We start from the raw sequence: 20852 nt of genomic DNA, 5'->3' as shown, positions 1-20852 counted from the left end.
GCGGTGGCGGTGCCGGTCAGCGGCGCACCTGTTCCAGATCGGTCCGCAGGTAGCGGGCGGTGATCGAGTGCTCGTCGGCGGCGAGTTCCTTGGGGGTGCCCTCGAAGAGCACCTGGCCGCCGTGCCGGCCGGCGTCCGGTCCCAGGTCGATGACCCAGTCGGCGTGTTTGACGACCTGGAGGTCGTGCTCCACGACGACGACCGTGTTGCCGTCGTCCACGATGCGGTCGAGCAGGGCGAGCAGCGTGTCGACGTCCGCCATGTGCAGCCCGGTGGTCGGTTCGTCGAAGACGAAGACGCTGCCGGTGTCCTGGAGGCGGTGGGCGAGCTTGAGCCGCTGCCGCTCGCCGCCGGAGAGGGTCGACAGCGGCTGGCCGAGCGTCAGGTACGACAGTCCCACGTCCTGGAGCGTCGCCAGCTTGCGGACCACGGCGGCGTCCTCCTCGAAGTAGGACAGCCCCTCCTCGACGGTGAGCGCGAGCACCTCGGCGATGTTCTTCCCGCGCAGCGTCTTCTCCAGTGCCTCGGGCCGGTAGCGGCGGCCCTCGCACACCTCGCAGGTGACGGTCACCGGGTCCATGTAGGCGAGGTCGGTCTGGATGACGCCGCGGCCCTGGCAGGCCGGGCAGCCGCCGGTGGAGTTGAAGCTGAACAGGCCGGGTTCGGCGTCGTTGGCCCGTGCGAACAGCGTGCGGACCGTGTCCATGATGTCCACGTAGGTGGCCGGTGTGGAGCGCGAGGAGATGCCGATGCCCGACTGGTCGATCATGACGGCCTCGGGGTACTGGGCGGCGAACACCCCGGAGATCAGGGAGCTCTTGCCGGAGCCGGCCACTCCGGTGATCGCGGTCAGGACGCCCGTGGGGATGCCGACGGTGACGTTCTTGAGGTTGTTGAGCGCGGCGTCGCGGATGGTCAGGGAGCCGGTGGGGGTGCGCAGTTCGTCCTTGAGGCCGCGGCGCTCGCGCAGCTTGCGGCCGGTGAGCGTGCCGGCCTTGCCCAGCTGCCGGTAGGTGCCCTCGAAGACGATCTCGCCGCCGTGCACGCCGGCGCCCGGGCCCATGTCGACGATGTGGTCGGCGGCGGCCATGACGTCCGGGTTGTGCTCCACGACGAGCACGGTGTTGCCCTTGTCCCGCAGGTCGCCGAGGAGTTCGTTGAGCCGGTGCACGTCCCGCGGGTGCAGGGCGACGCTCGGCTCGTCGAAGATGAAGGTGAGGTCGCTCAGGCTGCTGCCCAGGTGCCGTACCGTCTTCAGCCGCTGGCCCTCGCCCCCGGACAGGGTGGACGTCTCCCGGGCGAGGCTGAGGTAGCCCAGTCCGATCGCCTCCACCCGTTTGAGGGCGGCGGTGACCGCCTCGACGACGGGCTTGGCCACCGGGTCGTCGATGCGGGCGAGTTCGGCGATCAGCTCGGTCACTTCCAGGGCGGCGTAGTCGGCGATGTTCTTGCCGTCGATCCTGGAGGCGAGCGCCGCCTCGTTGAGCCGGCCGCCGCCGCACACCTCGCAGACCCCGGTCCGCACGACCTGTTCGGCGGCCCGGCGCTCCTTGCCCTTCAGCGCGTCCAGTCCGCCCTTGAGGTAGCGGCGGTTGAAGCGGACCACGATTCCCTCGTACTCATTGGAATACGTCAGTTCTCGGCCGGGCCGCTGGACCTTGAATCCCTCGCCGTGCAGCAGGAGTTCCCGGTCCTTCGCGGTGAATTCCCGGATCGGTTTGTCGGGGTCGAACAGTCCCGACTGAGCATAAAGTTGCCAGTTGAAGCTTCCCACGGCGAACAGCGATGACGTGATCGCGCCGTCGTTGAGCGACTTGTCCTCGTCCAGCAGCAGTCCGAGGTCGAGCCGCGCGGTGCGGCCAAGGCCCTCGCACTCGGGGCACATGCCCTGCGGGTCGTTGAACGAATACAGGGTGGACGGCCCGGCGCTGGGTCGGCCGTGCCGGGAGAACAGCACGCGTAACGCCGCGTTGATCTCCGTCATGGTGCCCACCGTGGAGCGGGAATTGCCGCCGATCGGTTTCTGGTCGACCACGATGGCGGTGGACAGATGGTCCATTCCCCGGGCGTTCGGGCGCTCGTGCTTCGGCAGCCGGTTGCGGATGAACCAGGGGAAGGTGGCGTTGAGTTGTCGTTGGGACTCGACGGCGATCGTGCCGAACACCAGGGACGACTTGCCGGATCCGGAGACACCCGTGAACACGGTCAGGCATCCTTTCGGGATGCGCAGCGAAACGTTCTTGAGATTGTTCTCCCGGACGCCTTCCAAAGTGATGGTGTCGTTCGCCTGCCGCCCGCCCCGGCTTTCCATGAATCCTCCCTCGGCCTTCCGGCACCTTTATGCGGAACTGGTCCCTGATCAGACGTTACCGCACTCGCACACAGCGCGACCGGAGTCCGTCCGGCGCCTGTGTGAAATGTGGTTTGAGGAGGCTCTGACAGTAACTTGAAAATCGTCTGAGTGTGCCGCGCCGGGCTCCCGGCTAGTGTTCGAGACAGGGCGGCGCACAGGCCGGGAAGCAGCGCGGGCGCGGCAATTCGAGCCATGGCCGCCCGGCGGGAGGAGTGGACGTGAAGACACCTGACGGGACACGACGGGAGACGACATGACGAGCCGCCCGGACCCCTCCGCGGACACCGCGGTCCTGGGCTACGACCCGACCGCACGCACCTGGGTCACCGGCCCCGCGGCCACGACGACATCGTTCGCCGCCGCACCGGCGATCGAGGGCGAACTCCTCGCCGACGAGGCGTCCCGCCGGGCGGTCGCCACCGACCTGGGCAACATCACCGTCCAGGCGCCGGGCGCGGTGCTGCGGCCGCGCTCGGCCGAGGACGTCGGCGCGATGGTCCGCTTCTGCCGCGAGCACGGCATCACCGTCTCCACCAGGGGACAGGCGCACACCACGCTCGGCCAGGGACTCACCGACGGACTCCTCATCGAGGCCCGCTCCCTGAACCGCGTCCACTCACTGGGCCCGGACACGGCCGAGGTCGACGCCGGCGTCCACTGGAAGGACCTGGTCCTGGCCGGCTTCGACCACTCGCCCCGGCTCACGCCCCCGGCGGTCACCGGGTACACCTCGCTGACCGTGGGCGGCACGCTGTCGGTCGGCGGACTCGGCGGCCTGGTCGGCGCGCTGCGCACCGGACTCCAGGTGGACCACGTCCGCGAACTGGAGGTCGTCACCGGTACCGGCGACATCGAGCGCTGCTCCCCGCACCACCGGCGCGACCTGTTCGAGGCGGTGCTCGGCGGGCTCGGCCAGTGCGGCATCATCACCAAGGCGGTCCTCGACCTCGTGCCCGCCCGGCGCTATGCCCGCACCTACGTGCTGGAGCACACCGACAACGCCGCGTTCTTCCGCGACCTGCGCGTCGTCATCGAACACCCCGGCATCGACCACGTCTACGCCGAGCTCTACGCGCCGGGCGCCGAGCCGACCCACAAGTGCTACGCGACCGTCTTCCACGACGGGCCGACCCCGCCGGACGACGCGACGGTGCTCGCCGGGCTGACCGCCGAGCCGGCCGTCGAGGACACCGGCTACCTGGACTACGTGTTCTCCATCGACCGCCTGGTGGACGGGATGCGGGACACCGTGGGCTGGGACGGGCTGCTCAAACCCTGGTACGACGTGTGGCTGACCGGGTCCGTCGTGGAGGAGTACATCGCCGAGCTCCATCCGACGCTCACCGCACGCGACATCGGCCCGTTCGGCATCAGCCTGATCTACCCGCAGCGGCGCTCCACCCTCACCCGGCCGCTGCCCCGGCTGCCCGAACCGGACGGCTCCGACTGGGTGTTCGTGCTCGACATCAACACCGTGGCCGAAACCCCCGGCGCCGACCCGGAGTTCGTCGAGGAGATGCTGGAGCGCAACACCCGGCTGTTCGCCGACGCCCGCGACCGCTACGGCGCGGTGCTCTACCCGATCGGCTCGGTGCCGTTCACCGAGCAGGACTGGCGCGCCCACTACGGCGACCAGTGGGAGACCTTCCGCGACGCCAAGAAGCGCTACGACCCCGACTCCGTCCTCACCCCCGGCCCCGGCATCTTCCGCAACGGCTGACCCGCGCGAGCGCCGCGCGACCGAGGACCCCACCCCACCCCCGACCATGGAGGAGCGGCATGCTTCCGTCCAAGCCCGAGCTGACCGGGACCGTCGGCGCCGTGGCCAGCACGCACTGGCTCGCCTCGGCCGCGGGGATGAGAATCCTGGCCAACGGCGGCAACGCGTTCGACGCCGCGGTCGCCGCGGGTTTCGTCCTCCAGGTGATCGAGCCCCACTTCAACGGCCCCGGCGGTGACGTGTCCATCGTCGCGCACCGGGCCGGCCGCGACGACGTGCAGGCCGTCTGCGGGCAGGGTCCGATGCCGCGCGCCGCGGACATCGACACCTTCACCGGCCTCGGGCTCGACGCCATCCCGGGGTCGGGACTGCTGCCGGCCTGCGTCCCCGGTGCGTTCGGCGGCTGGATGCGGCTGCTCGCCGAGTTCGGGACGATGCGCCTGGCCGACGTCCTGGCGCCGGCGATCGGCTACGCCGAGGGCGGCTTCCCGCTGCTCCCGGAGACCGCGCTCGCCATCGAGGTGCTCGCCCCGCTGTTCCGCGAGGAGTGGCACGGCTCCGGGCAGACGTATCTGCCCGGCGGCCGCGTCCCGGCGGCGGGCAGCCGGTTCCGCAACCCGGCGCTGGCCGCCACCTACCAGCGGCTGATCAAGGAGGCGGAGGCCGCCGCCGGCGACCGCGAGGCCCAGATACAGGCCGCGCACGACGCCTTCTACCAGGGCTTCGTCGCCGAGGAGATCACCGACTTCCTCGCCTCGGGACCCATGCTCGACGCCACCGGCCGGCGGCACCGGGGGCTGCTCACCGGGGACGACCTGGCCGGCTGGGAGGCGACGGTGGAGACCGCGCCGAGCCACGGCTACCGCGGCTACCAGGTGTACAAACCGGGGCCGTGGTCGCAGGGCCCGGTCTTCCTCCAGCAACTCGCCCTGCTCGAAGGCTTCGACCTGGCGGCGATGGGGCAGGGCAGCGCCGACTGCCTGCACACCGTGGTGGAGTGCACCAAGCTCGCCATGGCCGACCGCGAGGCGTGGTACGGCGATCCGGCGTTCAGCGACGTGCCGTTGGCCGGCCTGCTGGACGAGGAGTACACCCGGCGGCGGCGCGCGCTGGTCGGCGAGCGCGCCGAGCCGACCCTGCGGCCGGGCGAGCCCGGCGGCCGCACCTCGTTCATCCCCGCCCTGACCGCCCCCGACGCCGCGGAACCGGACACCGACTTGATGTCCCAGCTGCGCAACGGGCTGCCGACGGTCCTGCGGGCCACCACCGCCAAGGGCGACACCTGCACGGTCACCGCCGTCGACCGGCACGGCAACATGGTGGCCGCCACCCCCAGCGGCGGCTGGCTGAAGAGTTCGCCCGCCGTTCCCGGCCTCGGCTTCCCGCTCGGCACCCGCGGCCAGTCCATGTACCTGGTCGACGGGCACCCCAACTCGCTGGCGCCCGGCAAGCGTCCGCGCACCACCCTCAGCCCCACCGTGGTGCTGCGCGACGGGCGTCCGTTCGTCGCGTTCGGGACGCCGGGCGGCGACCGGCAGGACCAGTGGACGCTCCAGTTCTTCCTCAACGTCGCCGACTTCGGGCTCGACCTGCAGAGCGCGACCGAGACGACCGCCTTCCACACCGACCAGGTGCCCGCCTCCTTCACCCCGCACGCGCACCGGCCCGGCGTGCTGGTCGCCGAGGAGACCTGCGCCCAGGAGGTGGTCGAGGAGCTGGAACGGCGCGGCCACGAGGTGGAGCTCGTCCCGGCGTACTCGCTGGGCCGGGTCTGCGCCGCCGGACTGACCGGCGAGGACGGCTTCGTACGGGCCGCGGCCGGACCGCGCGGCCGGCACGCGTACGCCGTGTGCGAGTAGGACCGGGCGACGGCTTCGCGGACGACTGCGAAGACGCCTTCGGAGACGACTTCGGAAGGGAAGAGAACATGACGCTCAGCACCACCGGCCCGGAGGTCATCGAGCTTCAGGACGAGAGGCAGCGCCGGGACTGGCAGGCCTTCCTGCTGTCCGGCCTGCCCGAGATGATCAGCGCCATGCACATGTGCCACGCGGTGCGGGCGATCGCCGACACCCCGCTGCTGGAACGGCTGCGCAACGGCCCGCGGCGCCCCGAGGACGGGCTGCTGGCCGGCCTCGACCCCGACATCGGCAAGGGGTTCCTGCGCTACCTGGTCGACCGCGGCGTCCTGGAGACCCGCGCCGACGAGTACTTCCTCACCCGGCTGGGCGACTTCCTGACCACCGACGTCTCGCTGGCCCGCCTGGGCGTGTACCTGGGCGCGTACGGCGAGGTCACCAGCCGGACCGGCGACCTGCTCTCCGGCAAGGCCGTCTACGGCACCGACGTGACCCGCGACGGCGCCCAACTCGGCGCCCACTGCGCCACCTTGTTCTCCGCCTTCCACACCCCGGTGGTGCTGGAGGCGATGCGCGGACGCGGGGTGCGCCGGATGCTCGACATAGGCTGCGGCGGCGGCCAGTTGATCGTGGACGCCTGTCTGCGCGATCCGTCCCTGACCGGCATCGGGCTCGACATCGACGCGGACGCCATCGCGGTCGCCAACGACCTCGCGCGTCAGTACGGCGTGTCCGACCGGGTCGAGTTCGTCGTCGCGGACGCCTTCGCGCCCGACACCTGGCCCGAGGTGTGCGCCGAGGCCGACGGACTGTGCATCATGAGCGCGCTGCACGAACACTTCCGCAAGGGCGAACAGGCCGTCGTGGACCTGCTGGACGAGATCGCGGCGAAGTTCCCGCAGCAGAAGATCCTGCTGGTCGGCGAGCCGGAGATCCGCCACGACGGCCGGGAGAACGACGACGACTTCTTCCTGATCCACGTCCTGACCGGCCAGGGCCTCCCGCGCGAGCGCACCTCGTGGCTGCCGGTGTTCGAGAAGTCCACACTCCAGTGCCGCCGGCTGTACCACCGGCCCGGCGCGGGTCCGCGCATGTGCTTCTACGACCTGGCGGCGCGGCCGAGCTGAACCGCCACGGACGAGAGCAGAGAGGAACGAGAGCGTGACCGCAGCAAGGACGCCGACCGCCGCCCCCCGGACCGACCTGGAACTCTTCGCCACCGACGCGCTCCTGGACCCGTTCCCGCACTACGCGCGGCTGCGGGACCTGGGGCCGGTCGTCCACCTGGACGAGTACGACCTGTACGGCCTGTTCCGCTACGAGCAGGTGCGCGCCGCCCTCGTCGACTGGGAGACCTTCAGCTCCGCGCAGGGCATCGCCATGAACCCGACCGCCAACGAACTCTCCGCGGACTCCGTCCTGTCGGTCGACCCGCCCCGGCAGCGCACCCTGCGCAAGGTCTTCGACGACGCGCTGCGCCCCAAGTACGTGCGCAAGGTCGCCGGTGACATCGAGCGGCTGGCCGGCGAGCTGGTCGACGACCTGGTACGGCGCGGCGAGTTCGACGGGGTCGCCGACTTCGCGTGCAAGCTGCCGGTGGAGATCGTCATGGACCTCATCGGCTTCCCGCGCGACGAGCACCGCGCGGACATCCTCCGGTGGGCGCTCGGCGCGTTCAACTTCATGGGCCCGCCCGGGGAACGGCAGGAGTCGACGTTCCCGGACGTGCAGGCCCTGATGCAATATCTGGTGACGGAGGCGACGCCCGACCGGCTGCTGCCGGGCAGCTTCGGCCAGATCGTGTGGGAGGCGGCCGACCGCGGGGAGATCACCGGCAACGAGGCGCTGATGGCGATGAGCGCCTACGCCTGCGCCGGCCTCGACACCACGATCGCCGGGGTGGCCGGCACACTGTGGCTGCTGGCGCTCCACCCGGACCAGTGGCGGGCCGTACGGCAGGATCCGCAGCTCGTTCCCGGCGCGTTCCTGGAGGGTGTGCGGCTGGAGACGCCGCTCCAGGCCTTCTCCCGCGTCACCACGCACGACGTCGAGATCGACGGCGTGGCGATCCCGCGGGGCGCGCGGGTGCTGCTCTCCTACGGCTCGGCCAACCGCGACGAGCGCAACTACCCCGACCCCGACCGGTTCGACGTGCGCCGCAACCCGGTGGACACCCTCGGGTTCGGGGTGGGTGTGCACACCTGCCCCGGGCGCACCCTGGCCTCGATGGAGGCACACGCCCTGTTCGGCGCCCTCGCCGAGCGGGCCGTCACCCTGGAACTCGCCGGCGAGCCCGTCCGGTCGCCGAACCACGTCACCCGGAGTCTGGACCGCCTTCCCGTCCGCGTCTCGTGAGCACCTCGTGAGCAACCGGGACACCTGTCCACCACGGCGTACGAGGAAGGGCTGATCGAGGTGCGAGCGGCACAGATCGTCGGGTACGGCGAACCGCTGCGGGTGGGCGAGGTGCCCGACCCCGCCCCCGAACCGGACGGCGTCGTCGTGGCCCTGCTCGCCACCGGCATCTGCCGCAGCGACTGGCACGGCTGGCGGGGCGACTGGGGCTGGCTGGGCGGCCGGATCGACCTGCCCCGCACACCGGGGCACGAGATCGCCGGGGAGGTGGTGGCCACCGGCCCCGACGTGCGCGCCGTACACGTCGGCGACCGGGTCACGGTGCCGTTCCACCTGGCCTGCGGGCTGTGCGAGCGGTGCCGTGCGGGGCAGGCCAACCTGTGCGACGCGATGGAGGTGCTCGGCTTCTGGCGCGACGGCGGCTACGCCGAGTACGTGCGCATCCCGCACGCCGACTTCAACTGCGTACGGATCCCGGACGGCGTCACCGCGCTCACGGCCAGCGCGATCGGCTGCCGGTACATGACCGCGTTCCACGCGGTGGACGGCCGGGGCCGGGTGCGGCCGGGCGAATGGGTGGCCGTGCACGGCGCGGGCGGCGTCGGGCTGTCGTGCGTGCAGATCGCCGCGGCCGCCGGAGCGTCCGTCGTCGCGGTGGACATCGACCCGGCCAAGCTCGTCCTCGCCGAGCAGCAGGGCGCCGTCCACACGGTGGACGCCGGCGCCGGACAGGACGTGCCCGCGCTCGTCCGGGAGATGACCGGCGGCGGCGCCCATGTCTCGATCGACGCCCTGGGCGTGCGCGCCACGGTGGTCAACTCGGTGCGTTCGCTGCGCAAACGCGGCCGGCACGTCCAGGTGGGGCTGACCGGCGCCGAGGACGCCGGGGAGATCGCGCTGCCGATCGACCTGATCACCCTCGGCGAGCTGACCGTGGTGGGCTCGCACGGCAACCCGCACACCGGCTACCCCCGGCTGCTCTCGCTGATCGAGTCCGGCCGGCTCGCGCCGCAGAGCCTCGTGCGCCGCACCGTGTCGCTGGACCGGGCCGGGGACGTCCTCGCCACGATGGACGACTTCGCCACCAGCGGGCTCACCGTCATCGACCGCTTCCGAGCGTAGGGGGCACCCGTGCGCACCTCCCGGGCCGTGGCTGCCCACGCCTTCCTCTCCCGTCCCCGACCGCTGCTGATCGGCGGCCGGTTCACGGCCGCCGCCGCGGGCCGGACCTTCACCACCGTCGACCCGTCCACCGGCGAGGCCCTCGCGGAGGTCGCCCACGCGGGCCCCGAGGACGTCGAGGCCGCCGTCGCGGCCGCGCGGGCCGCGCTCGACGGGGCGTGGGGCAGGCTTCCCGCGGCCGAGCGCGGCCGGCTCCTGACCCGCCTCGCGGACCTGGTCGAGGAGCACGCCGGGGAACTGGCCGAACTCGAATCCCTCGACGCGGGCAAGCCGATCAGCAGGACCCGCACCCTGGACGTCCCGGCCGCCGCGGCCCAGTTCCGCTACTTCGGCGGCTGGCCCACGAAGATCGAGGGCGAGACGATCCCGGTCGCGGTGCCGGACACGCTCTGCCACACCCGCAAGGAACCGGTGGGGGTGTGCGCGCAGATCGTCCCGTGGAACTTCCCGCTGCTGATGGCGTCCTGGAAGCTCGGCACGGCGCTCGCCGCCGGCTGCACCGTGGTGCTCAAACCCGCCCAGCAGACACCGCTGAGCACGCTGCGGCTGGCCGAGCTGATCATGGAGGCCGGCTTCCCCGACGGGACGGTCAACGTGCTCACCGGGGACGGCCGGACCGGCGCCGCGCTGGTCGACCACCCCGGCATCGACAAGATCGCGTTCACCGGCTCCACCGCCGTCGGACGGGAGATCGGCGCCAAGGCCGGCGCCCGGTTCCAGCGGGTGACGCTGGAGCTGGGCGGCAAGAGCCCCAACATCGTCCTGCCCGACGCCGACCTCGACGCCGCGATCGCCGGCGCCGCCGAGGGGATCTTCTTCAACACCGGCCAGGCCTGCAACGCCGCCTCCCGGCTGTACGCGCACCGGGACGTGTTCGACCAGGTGGTCGAGGGCGTACGGGAGCGGGCGCGCACGGCGCGCGTCGGCCCCGCGCTCGACCCGGCGACCGAGTACGGACCGCTGGTGTCGGCCGAACAGTACCGCCGGGTGCGCGGCCACCTCCTGGACGGCATCGCCGAGGGCGCCACGCTGCGCGCCGGGGAGGTGCCGCCGGCCGAACCGGAGGGCGGGTACTTCGTGCGTCCGGCGCTGTTCACGGACGTCACCGCGGACATGCGGATCTGCCGCAGGGAGATCTTCGGGCCGGTGCTCGTGGCGGCGCCGTTCGACACGGTGGACGAGGCGGTCCGGCTGGCCAACGACACGGAGTACGGCCTCGCCGCCGGGGTCTGGACCCGCTCCCTGGGCGCCGCGCACGCCGTCGCCGCCCGGCTGAAGGCGGGGTCGGTCTACCTCAACACCTGGGCGCCCGGCGATCCGGCCGCCCCGTTCGGCGGGCTCAAGGCGTCCGGCGTCGGACGGGAGATGGGGCGCGCCGGCCTCGACGCCTACCTCGAACCGAAGACCGTGTGGACGTCACTGGCCCCGTGATCCTCAGCGGTGGTCCGCGCCGGTCGTGGCCGGCGGTCGTCCCGGCAATCGTTTGTTCCCGGCAGATAAGGGTGTGCCATGTGCGGAATCGTCGGCTGGGTGGACTTCGCCCGCGATCTCAGCTCCGAACAGCGGACCGTCCAGGCGATGGTGGACACGATGGCGCTGCGCGGCCCGGACGAGGAGGGCGTGTGGATACGCCCGCGCGTCGCCCTGGGGCACCGGCGCCTGTCGGTCATCGACCTCGAAGGCGGCAAGCAGCCCATGGTGACGCCGGAGACGCTGCCCGACGGAACACCGCTGGCGGCGGTCAGCTACAGCGGCGAGGTGTACAACTTCACCGAGCTGCGCGCCGAACTCGCCGCCACCGGGCACCGCTTCCGCACCCGGAGCGACACCGAGGTCGTGCTGCGCGCCTACCTGGAGTGGGGCGCGGACTTCGTCGAGCGGCTGAACGGGATGTTCGCCTTCGCGCTCTGGGACGCCCGCAACGAGGAACTGCTGCTGTACCGCGACCGGTTGGGCGTCAAGCCGCTGTTCTACTACCCCACCCGTGACGGCGTCCTGTTCGGCTCCGAGCCGAAGGCGATCCTCGCCCACCCGGACAGCCGGGCGGTGCTCACCCTCGACGGGCTGCGGGACGTGCTGTCGTTCGTCCGGGTGCCCGGACAGACCCCGATGAAGGATCTCCACGAGGTCCGACCCGGCCATGTCCTCAGGGTGCGCGACGGCCACCGGTCCGAACAGCGGTACTGGGCGCTGGAGGCCCGGCCGCACACCGACGACCTGCCGGCGACGGTCGGCACGGTGCGCGCGCTGCTGGAGGACATCGTCGCCCGGCAGATGGTCGCCGACGTCCCGCTGTGCAGCCTGCTCTCCGGCGGGCTGGACTCCAGTGCGCTGACCGCCCTGGCGCAGCGCGGGCTCGACTCCCGCGGGGGCGGCAAGATCCGCAGTTTCTCCGTGGACTTCGTGGGACAGGTGGAGAACTTCGCGCCGGAACCCCTGCGGGAGGCCCCGGACGCGCCGTTCGCGGCGGAGCTGGTGCGGCACGTCGGCACCGACCACCGGGTCATCCTGCTGGACAACGCGGAGCTGGCCTCGCCGGGTGTGCGGTCGGCGGTCATGCGGGCCTGGGATCTCCCGTACGGCGAGGGGGACTTGGGGCCGTCGCTGTATCTGCTGTTCCGGGCGCTGCGGGCCGAGTCCACCGTGGCCCTCTCCGGCGAGTCGGCGGACGAGGTCTTCGGCGGATACCTGTGGTTCCACGACCGGCGGGCCGTGGAGGCCGACACGTTCCCGTGGCACGCGCTCGGCGAGCGGCCGGTGACCGAGCTGTCCACGGCCTTCCTGGACCCGGACCTGACGGCGGAGCTGCGCCTGCCCGAGTACGTCGCCGACCAGTACCGGACGGCGCTGGCGGAGGTGCCGCGGCTGGCCGGGGAGAGCACCGGGGAGCGGCGGATGCGGTGCGCGAGCCATCTGAACATCACGCGGTTCATGCCGATGCTGCTGGACCGCAAGGACCGGCTGAGCATGGCAGCCGGGGTGGAGGTGCGGGTGCCCTTCTGCGACCACCGGCTGGTCGAGTACGTCTTCAACGTGCCCTGGTCGATGAAGACGTACGACGGCCGGGAGAAGAGTCTGCTGCGCGGCGCGGTCGCGGAGCTGCTGCCCGAGTCCGTCGTGCGGCGCCGCAAGGCGCCCTACCCCTCCACCCAGGACGCCGGCTACGACCGGGCGATCCGGCAGGAGTTGGGGAAGATCGTCGCGGAGCCGGCCTCGCCGGTGCTGCCCCTGCTCGACCTGGACGCCGTCCGGCGCCACCTGGACGCGCCGGTCGACGGGGCCTCGTCGATGCTGGTGCGGGGGCTGCACCACGAGACTCCGGCCCGGCTCAACACCTGGCTCGACGCCTACGGGGTGACCCTGGAGCGGTGACGTGCGGTGAGGGTACGGAAACGCGCCGGTCACCGCGGCGGTCCGGTCCGGGAAACAGGCGGTTCCTACCGTGACCGCTCATGGACACCACGTCACGAGCGTCGACGACAGGCACGGCAGGGACCGCCGCCGACCAGGCAGTCAAGGAGACACTGGAGGACTACACCCTCCGTTTCGCACCGCGGAGTTACCGCCGCTGGACCCCCATGGTCGTGGCCACCACCGCCCTGGGCGGGATCGCCTACCTGGCCGACTTCTCCATCGGCGCGGGCATCGGCCTGACGCACGGCACCGGCAACGCGCTGGTGGCGATCGCGGTGGCCGCGGTGGTCATCTTCGTCACCGGTGTGCCGCTGGCGTACTACGGCGCCCGCTACAACCTCGATCTGGACCTGATCACCCGGGGCTCCGGCTTCGGCTACTACGGTTCGGTGCTCACCAGCGTCATCTTCGCCAGCTTCACCTTCATCTTCTTCGCCCTCGAAGGCTCGATCATGGCGCAGGGCCTGAAGCTCGGGCTGCATCTGCCGTTGTGGATCGGCTACTTGGTCTCCACCTTCATGGTGATCCCGCTGGTGGTCTACGGCATGAAGGCGCTCAGCAGGCTCCAGGTGTGGACCACGCCCGTCTGGCTGGTGCTGATGATCGCGCCGCTGGTGTACCTGATCGCCCAGGACCCGGGCACGGTCGACCGTTTCCTCGGCTACGCGGGCACCGACGGCGACGGCGGCGTCGACACCGCCTCCGTGCTCCTCGGCGCGGGTGTGTGCCTGTCGCTGATCGCGCAGATCGGGGAGCAGATCGACTACCTGCGTTTCATGCCGCCCAGGACCGAGGCGAACAGGCGCACCTGGTGGGCCGCGGTGCTGATGGCCGGCCCCGGCTGGGTGGTGCTCGGCGCGCTGAAGCAGGCCATCGGCGTCTTCCTCGCCGTCCACATCCTGACCGAGGTCGGGCCGGCCGCGGCGACCGAGCCCATCCAGCAGTTCCGCGGCGCGTTCGACGCGATGATGCCGTCCTGGCTGGTGATCCCGCTGGCCGTGGTCCTGGTGGTCATCAGCCAGATCAAGATCAACGTGACGAACGCCTACTCCGGCTCGCTCGCCTGGACGAACTCCTTCACCCGGATCACCGGGCACTACCCCGGCCGTATGGTCTTCGTGCTGGTCAACCTCGGTTTCGCGCTCGCGCTGATGGAGGCCGACATGTTCGGCTTCCTCAACGACATCCTCGGCTTCTACTCCAACTGCGCGATCGCCTGGGTGGTCACCGTCGCCACCGACATCGGCGTCAACAAGTTCCTGCTGAAGCTCTCGCCGCTCCAGCCGGAGTTCCGCCGGGGCATGCTGTACGCGGTCAACCCGGTCGGGGTGGTGGCCTTCGTCGCCGCCTCGGGCCTGTCGATCGCCGCGTACTTCCACGCCCTCGGCGACACCCTCCAGCCGTACTCCCCCGTCGTCGCCGCCGTCCTCGCCTTCGCGCTGACCCCGCTGACGGCGATCGCCACCAGGGGCAGGTACTACCTGCGGCGCGCCGACGACGGCATCGCCGAGCCGCTGCTGGACGCGGACGGCAACCCGAGCGCGGTCGTCCTCGACTGCCACGTCTGCCACCAGCCCTACGAACGCCCGGATCTGACGGCCTGCCGGACGCACGACGCCGTCGTCTGCTCCCTGTGCCTGAGCACCGACAGGATCGGCGACCACATCCTCCCCGCCCGGCCGCCGGCCGCCTGACCCGCGCCCGGACGCGTGGCCTCCGCGGGCGGAGGCCCGGTCTCCGGCCGGCCTGGTCACCGACCAGCCGGCCGCGGAGGCCGTCCGGCTCAGGGCGCGGTGGAGTCCCAGGCCGCCTCGATCATCCCGAAGACCTCGTCCGTGGTGGCCCCGGGGTCGTCCGCCCGGCAGGCCAGCGCGTAGGCGTCGATGACGAATCGCGCGGTCGCCCGGCAGGCCGTCGCGCTCCGGGACAGCCGGGGGTCGGCGGCCAGGGCCGCGGCCAGGGCCTGCGCGTGACGCAGGCTCATCGACTCCTCGTACTCCCGCAGCGCCGGTGATCCCTCGATCAGGCGCCGGACGGGAGCGCTGCCCTCCGCCGTGCAGTGCCGCACCAGGGCCTGGACCTCGCGGCGCAGCGCCGGGACGAGCGGCTCGTCGGAAGGCCGGTCGGCGACCGCCCGGACGAGGCGCTGCTCGAAGTCCTGGTCGCGCTCGAACACCAGGGCCTCTTTCGAGGCGAAGTGGGAGAAGACCGTGGTGACGGCCACGTCGGCCTCGGCCGCCACGTCACGGATGCCCACGGCGTCGTACCCGCGCTCCAGGAAGAGCCGCAGCGCGGTGTCGGCGATCTTCTGGCGGGTCGCGGCCTTCTTGCGTTCGCGGCGTCCGGGCGGTGCGGTCATGCCATGACACTATCAGGTAGGAAACCCTGACGGTTGTTAAACACTAACGGTTAGGTCTATCGTCCCCGGCATGAAGATGATCCGCTTCGCCGAGTTCGGCGGTCCCGAAGTCCTGCGCCTGGTCGAAGCCGAGGAGCCTCACGCGGGCCCCGGCCGTATCCGCGTCGCCGTACGAGCGGCGGGCGTCAACCCCGTCGACTGGAGGATCCGGGAGGGCCAGGTCCTGGGCGCCCATCCGGTCGAGCTGCCCGCCGGAGTCGGACTGGACGCCGCCGGGGTGGTGGACGAGGTCGGCGAGGGCGTCGAAGGGGTCGAGATAGGCGACCGCGTGTTCGGCGAAGGCGTCGACACGTATGCCGAGTTCGCCGTGCTGTCGGCCTGGGCCCGGATGCCCGAGGGCCTCGGCTTCGCCGAGGCGGCCGGGTACCCGTCGGTGGTGGAGACCGCGCTGCGCGTCCTGCGCGAGGTCGGCGTGCGACCCGGGCAGACGCTGCTGGTCAGCGGCGCGTCCGGCGGCGTCGGATCGGCCGTGCTCCAGATCGCCCGCGAGCGCGGCATCACCGTGATCGGCACGGCCGGGGCCGCGAACCAGGACTACCTGCGCGGCCTGGGCGCCCTCGCCACCACCTACGGCGAGGGCTGGGTCGAACGGGTGCGGCGCCTGGGCCGGGTCGACGCGGCCCTCGACCTGGCGGGCTCGGGTGTGATCCGCGAACTCGTCGAGCTGACCGGGGACCCGGGCAGGGTCGTCTCCATCGCCGACCTCGGTGCGCCGGGGCTGGGCGTCCGGTTCTCCGGGGTGGCCGGGAGCGTGCCGGACGCGCTCGCCGAGGCCGTCGACCTCATCTCCCGGGGCAGACTCCACATCCCCGTCGAGAAGTCGTACCCGCTCGCCGAGGCGGCGGCGGCACACGCCGACAGCCACACCGGTCACACCCGGGGGCGCCGGGTCCTGATCATCTGAGCCGGACCGAGCCGGCGGGACGCCGGCCGCTCGCCGCGGGACGGGGACGGTCGTTCGGCCGGGGCCGCCTCCGCCCGGCGCGGCAGCGTCCGGTCCGAGAGGCCCTAGCCTTCACGCGTCCACGGCCGCAGCTTCTCCGGGTTGCGGGTCACCCAGACGCGGGTGACGAGGCCGTCGGCGGAGACGTCGAGCGAGGCCACGGTGACGACGGCGCCGGCGCGTCGGGCCACCAGGCCCGGGGCGCCGTTGACGGACCGCGCCAGGAGTTCGAGCCCCGGCGCCCGGTCGGCGATGGCGACCATGTACGCGGCGATGCGCGCGCCGCCCGCGACCGGGCGCAGGACGGTTCCGACCATGCCGCCGCCGTCGGCGGTCATCACGGCGGCCGGGTCGAGGAGGCCGACGAGGGCCGTGATGTCCTTGGTCTCCCATGCCTCCTTGACGCGTCTCACCACGTCGCCGCCGGTCGCCGCCGGAGCCGGGACGCGCGCGTCGCCGACCCGTCGCCGGGCCGAGGACGCCAGTTGCTTGCAGGCCGCGGGGGTCCGGCCGAGGACGCCGGCGATCTCGGCGAACGGGTAGCGGAAGACATCGTGCAGGACGAACGCCACCCGCTCGGCGGGCGTCATCGACTCCAGGACGACGAGGAAGGCCATCGCCACCGACTCGTCCAGCACGATCTGGTCGGCGGGGTCCGCGGGGCCGGCGGAACCCGCCCCGCCCGCGCGGTCCCACTCGGCGCGGTCGGGCAGCGGCTCGGGCAGCCACGCGCCGATGTAGCGTTCACGGCGGGCCCGCGCCGAGCCGAGCAGGTCCAGGCAGATGCGGCCGGTCACCGTCGTCAGCCAGGCGCCCGGGGACAGGATCTCCTCCCGCCGGCTGCGCGACAGCCCGTACCAGCGCGCGTAGGCGTCCTGCACGGCGTCCTCGGCCTCGGTGACCGATCCGAGCAACCGGTAAGCCACGTTGATCAGTTGACGCCGCTCGCCGGCTGTCTCCTCCGTACCGGTCCCGACCCTCGCCATGCTCGCGGACGCCCCCCTCGCCTTACCTTTCGCCGCCCTGCGTCGTCGGGCTGGTGAGACCTTATCGACACTGCCCGAGGGCGGAAAAGGGGACTGTGACATGGCCACTCAGGTGACGGCGAACGAGCGGCGCGCCTCCTCGTTCCTGCGGATCGCGATCGCCCTGCAGACCCTGACCATCTTCCTCCAGGCGGTCTCCGCCGGACTGCTGCTGACCGCGCACTACGGAGAGACGCTGCACAGCGTCGGCGCCCGGGTGATGTACGGGGCGGCGATGCTCTACGTCCTCGCGGCGGTGCTGGCGTGGAAGCCGGGCGGCGGCCCGACCCGCCCCATCTGGCACGCGTCGGGCTTCCTCGTCCTCGCCTCGGTGCAGGTCGTCCTGGGCATCGCCCACGTCCCGTCGGTCCATCTCCCCCTGGGCGTCCTGATGTTCGGCCTGAGCCTGCTGGCCCTGGTCCGGCGGTGACGGCCGGCGGCGGCCCGGCGCGCGTAGCGGGCCGGGCCGGTCCTCACCCGTCCGCGGGGTCGTGGAGGGCGTCGGGGTAGGTGCTGATCTCGACGAGGTTGCCGTCGGGGTCGCGCAGATACGTGCTGAGGAAGGGGCCGCGGGCGCCGGTGCGGCGTACCGGGCCCTCCTCGGGGGTGATGCCGCAGGCTGCCAGGTGTTCCAGAACCTGGGCCTGCGGTGTGTCGGTGACCAGGCACAGGTCGGCACTGCCGGGGGTGGGGCGAGCGGCGTGCGGCAGGAGTTCGCCGCCGGCCCGGTGCAGGTTGATCTTGCTGGCGCCGAACGCCAGGGCGCGGCGGCCCTCGCCGAACGTCACCGGTTCCATACCGAGGACACGCCGGTAGAAGTCGACGGTCCGCTCGATGTCCGCGACGGTGAGCACCAGATGGTCGACGCCGGTGACGCGCGGCGCCGTCGAGGTCCGCGGCCGGGCGTGCGGGCCGAGCTGCCGGACGCAGGCGGCCCACGCGCCGGCGGAGAGCAGGTCGCGCGAGCGGGCGAAGAGTGCGTACAGGTCGGCGCCGTGCCGGGCGGCCAGGTCCGCGTGGTGCGCGAGCACGTCCAGTTCGTTGGCGGCGGTGATCTCCACGAAGGCGCGCAGGTCGGCGTCGGAGGGGGTGTGCTCGCCGCCGGTGAAGCGGTCGCGGAACACCACCGGCCGCTCCCGGCCGAGCAGCGGATACACGGCGGCCCGGTCGCAGCCCGCGTAGAGGCGGACGAGCGCCTCGGCCCGGTCGCCGACGAGGCCGGCCAGCGTCGCGCGCTCGGTGAGGGCGAGCAGGGACGCGTCGAACCCGTCGGTCCCGTAGGCGGCGTGGCACAGTCCGGCGGCCTGGACGTCGGGATCGGCGCCCCACTCGGCCAACAGCCGGGCGACGCGCGTCAGATGGGCCAGCAGGGTGCCGCCGGGGTGGGGCACGCGGTCGGCGCCGCGCTCGCGCAGGAAGTCCTCGACGTGGGTCCAGGGGGACACGGATGCGTTCCGGCTCGTCGTCACGTCACGAGTTATAGTCGTGACGTGAAGGCCGGAGCAACCCCTTTCGACGCCGTCCCCGCCGAGGAACTGAGATTCAACTTCCGTTCCGGCCGGCTGTGTCTGAACTTCGTCGCCACGGTGGGCGAGCGCTGGCGGGGCAACCACGAGCGGCTGCGGGAGCCGGCGGACCTGGCCCGCTGGTACCGGGAGGCAGGTCTGCTCGACGTGCCGCCGGCGATCACCCCGGCCGGACTCGACGCGGCCCGCACGCTCCGGGAGGGCGTCCACCGGATCGCGCGGGCGCTGGCCGCCGGGCGGGTGCCGGCCGGATCGGACGAAGCCCTGGTCAACGCCGCCGCCGCGGCCCCGCCCCTGGTCCCGGAGCTGCGCGCGGGCGTCGGCAGACTGACGCTGCCCTCGGTCGGCGGGCAGGAGGCGGCGCTCAGCACGGTGGCGCGCGATGCCGTCGACCTGGTCACCGGCGCCGGCGCCGGCCGCGTCCGGGAGTGCGCCGGTGACGCGTGCGCTCTGCTGTTCGTCGACACCAGCCGTCCCGGACGGCGCCGTTGGTGCTCCAGCACGGCCTGCGGCGGCAAGGACCGCGCCGCCGCCTACCGCCGCAGACGGGCAGCGGACCCGGACCCCGGCGGCGGCGGTCCGGGGCGGGCGGCCGGTCCGGACTGAGCCGTCGTCGCCCTGCTCCCCCCGCTCCGGCGGGAGTTGGGGACGTCAGAGGGCGTCGGGCCCGACCACCCGGAAGCGTTGGGCGACGACCAGGGTGTCGTCGCCGACGACCGCAGTGTGTCCCAGGAACTCGCTCACACCCTCGCCGCGGAAGAACTCCTCGTGCGCCGCCCGCCATTGGTCGACGCCCGAGTAGCCCCGTCCCTCGGCGCGGGCGAAGTCGTCGTCGATCTCCTTCATCGGAACGACCCGTACCTCGACCAGTTCGATCGTGACGGCCGCGCGCCCGTCGGAGTCGAGCACCGAGAACCGCCGGCCGGCCGCGGGCACCTCCTCCCCCGCGTGCTCGTAGATCTCCAGCAGACCCGTGAGCGCGGTCTTCTCACCGCTCAGGATCGCCGCGACCCCCCGGTCGCGTTCCGGTCCGGGAAAGGCGAGTTCGAGCGTCGGCAGATCGTCGTCGTGTCCCATCGGGCGAGCGTACGAAGACCGGTGGCGTCGATCAAGGGGCGGCCGGCGGACCCGGCCGCGCGTATCCTCGGCCGATGGAGAACAACGCGGTACGGCTGGCGGCGGAGGCCACCAGGACGGCTCCCGCTCTCGTCCTGCGGCCCTGGGGTCCGCGGGACGTCGGCGAGCTGGTCGAGGTGTTCCGGGACGACGCCCTGCGCCGTTGGACGAGCGCGGCCGTGGACGACGAGGCGGGCGCGGCGCGGTGGGTCCGGGAGCAGCTACAGGGATGGGAGACGGGTGAGCGCTACGCGTTCGCCGTCGTCGAGTCCGGGTCGGCGGACGCCGGGGGCGGGCTGGCGGGCCATGTGGTCCTCAAGGGCGTCGTACCGGGCGTCCCGTCCGCCGAGGTCGGCTACTGGACCGTGGCGCACGCGCGCGGCCGGGCCGTGGCGCCCCGGGCCCTGCGGGCCCTGACGGACTGGGCCTTCACCGCCCTGCCCGCCGCCCGCGGCGCCGAACTGACCCGCCTCGAACTCGTGCACCGGGTGGACAACACGGCGTCGTGCCGCGTCGCGCGGAAGTGCCGGTACGCCCTGGCCACGCCGCTGCCCCCGGCCCCGCCGGCCCACCCCGGCGCCGGCCACCTGCACGTACGGGAGCGCGACGACGCCCATGCCGACCGGTCCGAACACGTGTGACGCGTGACATGTGACATGTGACGGTGTCATATGACGTGTGACGGTCGGGGGTGCTGGAGTCGAGGGCGTTCGGGGCGGGGCGGTGGTGGGGCCCTCGGGCGGAACACCGGCGGACTCGGCCGCGGCGGCCCGGCGGGTGCCGAACGGGGCGGCCGCACGGAGGGCTGAAGGACCCGGCCGCAGGGCACCTGGGTGGCACCGGCCCGCGAGGGGTACGCCGGCCACCGGCCGAGCGCCGTTTCCGGGCTCGGCGCCGCCGCTGTGCGATGGTGGCCGTCACCCCTGGGAACCAGGTGGCG

The 20852-nt window shown here is 72.6% G+C and carries 17 protein-coding genes; 12 read left to right on the top strand and 5 right to left on the bottom strand.

Going from position 1 to position 20852, the window contains the following annotated elements; all coding sequences use genetic code 11:
* Positions 1-16: 16 nt before the first annotated feature.
* Positions 17-2311: an excinuclease ABC subunit UvrA gene (locus tag ABEB07_RS08570; RefSeq protein WP_345667705.1), complete on the bottom strand. Its 2295-nt coding sequence runs from the start codon at positions 2309-2311 to the stop codon at positions 17-19.
* 295 nt (positions 2312-2606) lie between these two features.
* Here ABEB07_RS08570 and ABEB07_RS08565 point away from each other — a divergent pair, with 295 nt between their 5' ends.
* The 8 genes from ABEB07_RS08565 (at position 2607) to ABEB07_RS08530 (ending at position 14577) form a co-directional block, all read left to right on the top strand.
* Positions 2607-4073, top strand: coding sequence for an FAD-binding protein (locus tag ABEB07_RS08565; RefSeq protein ID WP_345667704.1), 1467 nt, complete (start codon positions 2607-2609; stop codon positions 4071-4073).
* Positions 4074-4132: 59 nt separating this feature from the next.
* On the top strand, positions 4133-5932 hold the full coding sequence (locus tag ABEB07_RS08560) for a gamma-glutamyltransferase family protein (RefSeq protein ID WP_345667703.1): 1800 nt from the start codon (positions 4133-4135) through the stop codon (positions 5930-5932).
* 68 nt (positions 5933-6000) lie between these two features.
* Positions 6001-7059 carry a class I SAM-dependent methyltransferase gene (locus ABEB07_RS08555; protein WP_345667702.1) on the top strand — a complete coding sequence of 353 codons (1059 nt, stop codon included), beginning with the start codon at positions 6001-6003 and terminating at the stop codon, positions 7057-7059.
* Positions 7060-7093: 34 nt separating this feature from the next.
* Positions 7094-8287 (top strand): cytochrome P450, encoded by a 1194-nt coding sequence (locus tag ABEB07_RS08550; protein WP_345667701.1) that lies wholly within the window; start codon positions 7094-7096, stop codon positions 8285-8287.
* Between the two features lie 60 nt (positions 8288-8347).
* Positions 8348-9409: a zinc-dependent alcohol dehydrogenase family protein gene (locus ABEB07_RS08545; RefSeq protein WP_176147007.1), complete on the top strand. Its 1062-nt coding sequence runs from the start codon at positions 8348-8350 to the stop codon at positions 9407-9409.
* Positions 9410-9418: 9 nt separating this feature from the next.
* Positions 9419-10900 carry an aldehyde dehydrogenase family protein gene (locus ABEB07_RS08540; protein ID WP_345667700.1) on the top strand — a complete coding sequence of 494 codons (1482 nt, stop codon included), beginning with the start codon at positions 9419-9421 and terminating at the stop codon, positions 10898-10900.
* A 78-nt stretch (positions 10901-10978) separates the two neighbouring features.
* Complete coding sequence (gene asnB / locus ABEB07_RS08535) at positions 10979-12841, top strand: asparagine synthase (glutamine-hydrolyzing) (RefSeq protein ID WP_345667699.1); 1863 nt, start codon at positions 10979-10981, stop codon at positions 12839-12841.
* A gap of 80 nt (positions 12842-12921) precedes the next feature.
* Positions 12922-14577 (top strand): allantoin permease, encoded by a 1656-nt coding sequence (locus tag ABEB07_RS08530; RefSeq protein WP_345667698.1) that lies wholly within the window; start codon positions 12922-12924, stop codon positions 14575-14577.
* 89 nt (positions 14578-14666) lie between these two features.
* Here the strand turns inward: ABEB07_RS08530 and ABEB07_RS08525 are convergent, their stop codons facing one another.
* A complete protein-coding gene (locus tag ABEB07_RS08525) occupies positions 14667-15242 on the bottom strand; it encodes a TetR/AcrR family transcriptional regulator (protein WP_345667697.1) in 576 nt (191 codons plus the stop codon).
* 70 nt (positions 15243-15312) lie between these two features.
* Here ABEB07_RS08525 and ABEB07_RS08520 point away from each other — a divergent pair, with 70 nt between their 5' ends.
* Positions 15313-16206 (top strand): NADP-dependent oxidoreductase, encoded by an 894-nt coding sequence (locus tag ABEB07_RS08520; protein ID WP_345667696.1) that lies wholly within the window; start codon positions 15313-15315, stop codon positions 16204-16206.
* A 104-nt stretch (positions 16207-16310) separates the two neighbouring features.
* Here ABEB07_RS08520 and sigJ read toward each other — a convergent pair whose 3' ends face one another.
* Positions 16311-17231 (bottom strand): RNA polymerase sigma factor SigJ, encoded by a 921-nt coding sequence (sigJ, locus tag ABEB07_RS08515; protein ID WP_345667694.1) that lies wholly within the window; start codon positions 17229-17231, stop codon positions 16311-16313.
* Between the two features lie 100 nt (positions 17232-17331).
* Here sigJ and ABEB07_RS08510 point away from each other — a divergent pair, with 100 nt between their 5' ends.
* Complete coding sequence (locus ABEB07_RS08510; protein WP_345667693.1) at positions 17332-17700, top strand: hypothetical protein; 369 nt, start codon at positions 17332-17334, stop codon at positions 17698-17700.
* Positions 17701-17743: 43 nt separating this feature from the next.
* Here ABEB07_RS08510 and ABEB07_RS08505 read toward each other — a convergent pair whose 3' ends face one another.
* Positions 17744-18715: a DUF6817 domain-containing protein gene (locus ABEB07_RS08505; RefSeq protein ID WP_345667692.1), complete on the bottom strand. Its 972-nt coding sequence runs from the start codon at positions 18713-18715 to the stop codon at positions 17744-17746.
* Positions 18716-18760: 45 nt separating this feature from the next.
* Here ABEB07_RS08505 and ABEB07_RS08500 point away from each other — a divergent pair, with 45 nt between their 5' ends.
* A complete protein-coding gene (locus ABEB07_RS08500) occupies positions 18761-19402 on the top strand; it encodes a CGNR zinc finger domain-containing protein (RefSeq protein ID WP_345667690.1) in 642 nt (213 codons plus the stop codon).
* 45 nt (positions 19403-19447) lie between these two features.
* Here the strand turns inward: ABEB07_RS08500 and ABEB07_RS08495 are convergent, their stop codons facing one another.
* Positions 19448-19873 carry an ASCH domain-containing protein gene (locus tag ABEB07_RS08495; protein ID WP_345667688.1) on the bottom strand — a complete coding sequence of 142 codons (426 nt, stop codon included), beginning with the start codon at positions 19871-19873 and terminating at the stop codon, positions 19448-19450.
* 74 nt (positions 19874-19947) lie between these two features.
* On the opposite strand from ABEB07_RS08495, the gene ABEB07_RS08490 reads away from it, so the two are divergent.
* A complete protein-coding gene (locus ABEB07_RS08490; RefSeq protein WP_345667687.1) occupies positions 19948-20553 on the top strand; it encodes a GNAT family N-acetyltransferase in 606 nt (201 codons plus the stop codon).
* Positions 20554-20852: the final 299 nt, after the last annotated feature.

The sequence above is a fragment of the Streptomyces similanensis genome, assembly GCF_039543625.1.
GTDB classification, from domain to species: domain Bacteria; phylum Actinomycetota; class Actinomycetes; order Streptomycetales; family Streptomycetaceae; genus Streptomyces; species Streptomyces similanensis.
This window is presented reverse-complemented; position numbering and strand designations above follow the sequence as displayed.

Coding starts and splice junctions, on each gene's coding strand:
- asnB (WP_345667699.1), top strand. CDS start 10,979: ATGTGCGGAATCGTCGGCTGGGTGGACTTCGCCCGCGATCTCAGCTCC.
- ABEB07_RS08495 (WP_345667688.1), bottom strand. CDS start 19,873: ATGGGACACGACGACGATCTGCCGACGCTCGAACTCGCCTTTCCCGGA.
- sigJ (WP_345667694.1), bottom strand. CDS start 17,231: ATGGCGAGGGTCGGGACCGGTACGGAGGAGACAGCCGGCGAGCGGCGT.
- ABEB07_RS08520 (WP_345667696.1), top strand. CDS start 15,313: ATGAAGATGATCCGCTTCGCCGAGTTCGGCGGTCCCGAAGTCCTGCGC.
- ABEB07_RS08510 (WP_345667693.1), top strand. CDS start 17,332: ATGGCCACTCAGGTGACGGCGAACGAGCGGCGCGCCTCCTCGTTCCTG.
- ABEB07_RS08490 (WP_345667687.1), top strand. CDS start 19,948: ATGGAGAACAACGCGGTACGGCTGGCGGCGGAGGCCACCAGGACGGCT.
- ABEB07_RS08570 (WP_345667705.1), bottom strand. CDS start 2,311: ATGGAAAGCCGGGGCGGGCGGCAGGCGAACGACACCATCACTTTGGAA.
- ABEB07_RS08530 (WP_345667698.1), top strand. CDS start 12,922: ATGGACACCACGTCACGAGCGTCGACGACAGGCACGGCAGGGACCGCC.
- ABEB07_RS08555 (WP_345667702.1), top strand. CDS start 6,001: ATGACGCTCAGCACCACCGGCCCGGAGGTCATCGAGCTTCAGGACGAG.
- ABEB07_RS08565 (WP_345667704.1), top strand. CDS start 2,607: ATGACGAGCCGCCCGGACCCCTCCGCGGACACCGCGGTCCTGGGCTAC.
- ABEB07_RS08525 (WP_345667697.1), bottom strand. CDS start 15,242: ATGACCGCACCGCCCGGACGCCGCGAACGCAAGAAGGCCGCGACCCGC.
- ABEB07_RS08560 (WP_345667703.1), top strand. CDS start 4,133: ATGCTTCCGTCCAAGCCCGAGCTGACCGGGACCGTCGGCGCCGTGGCC.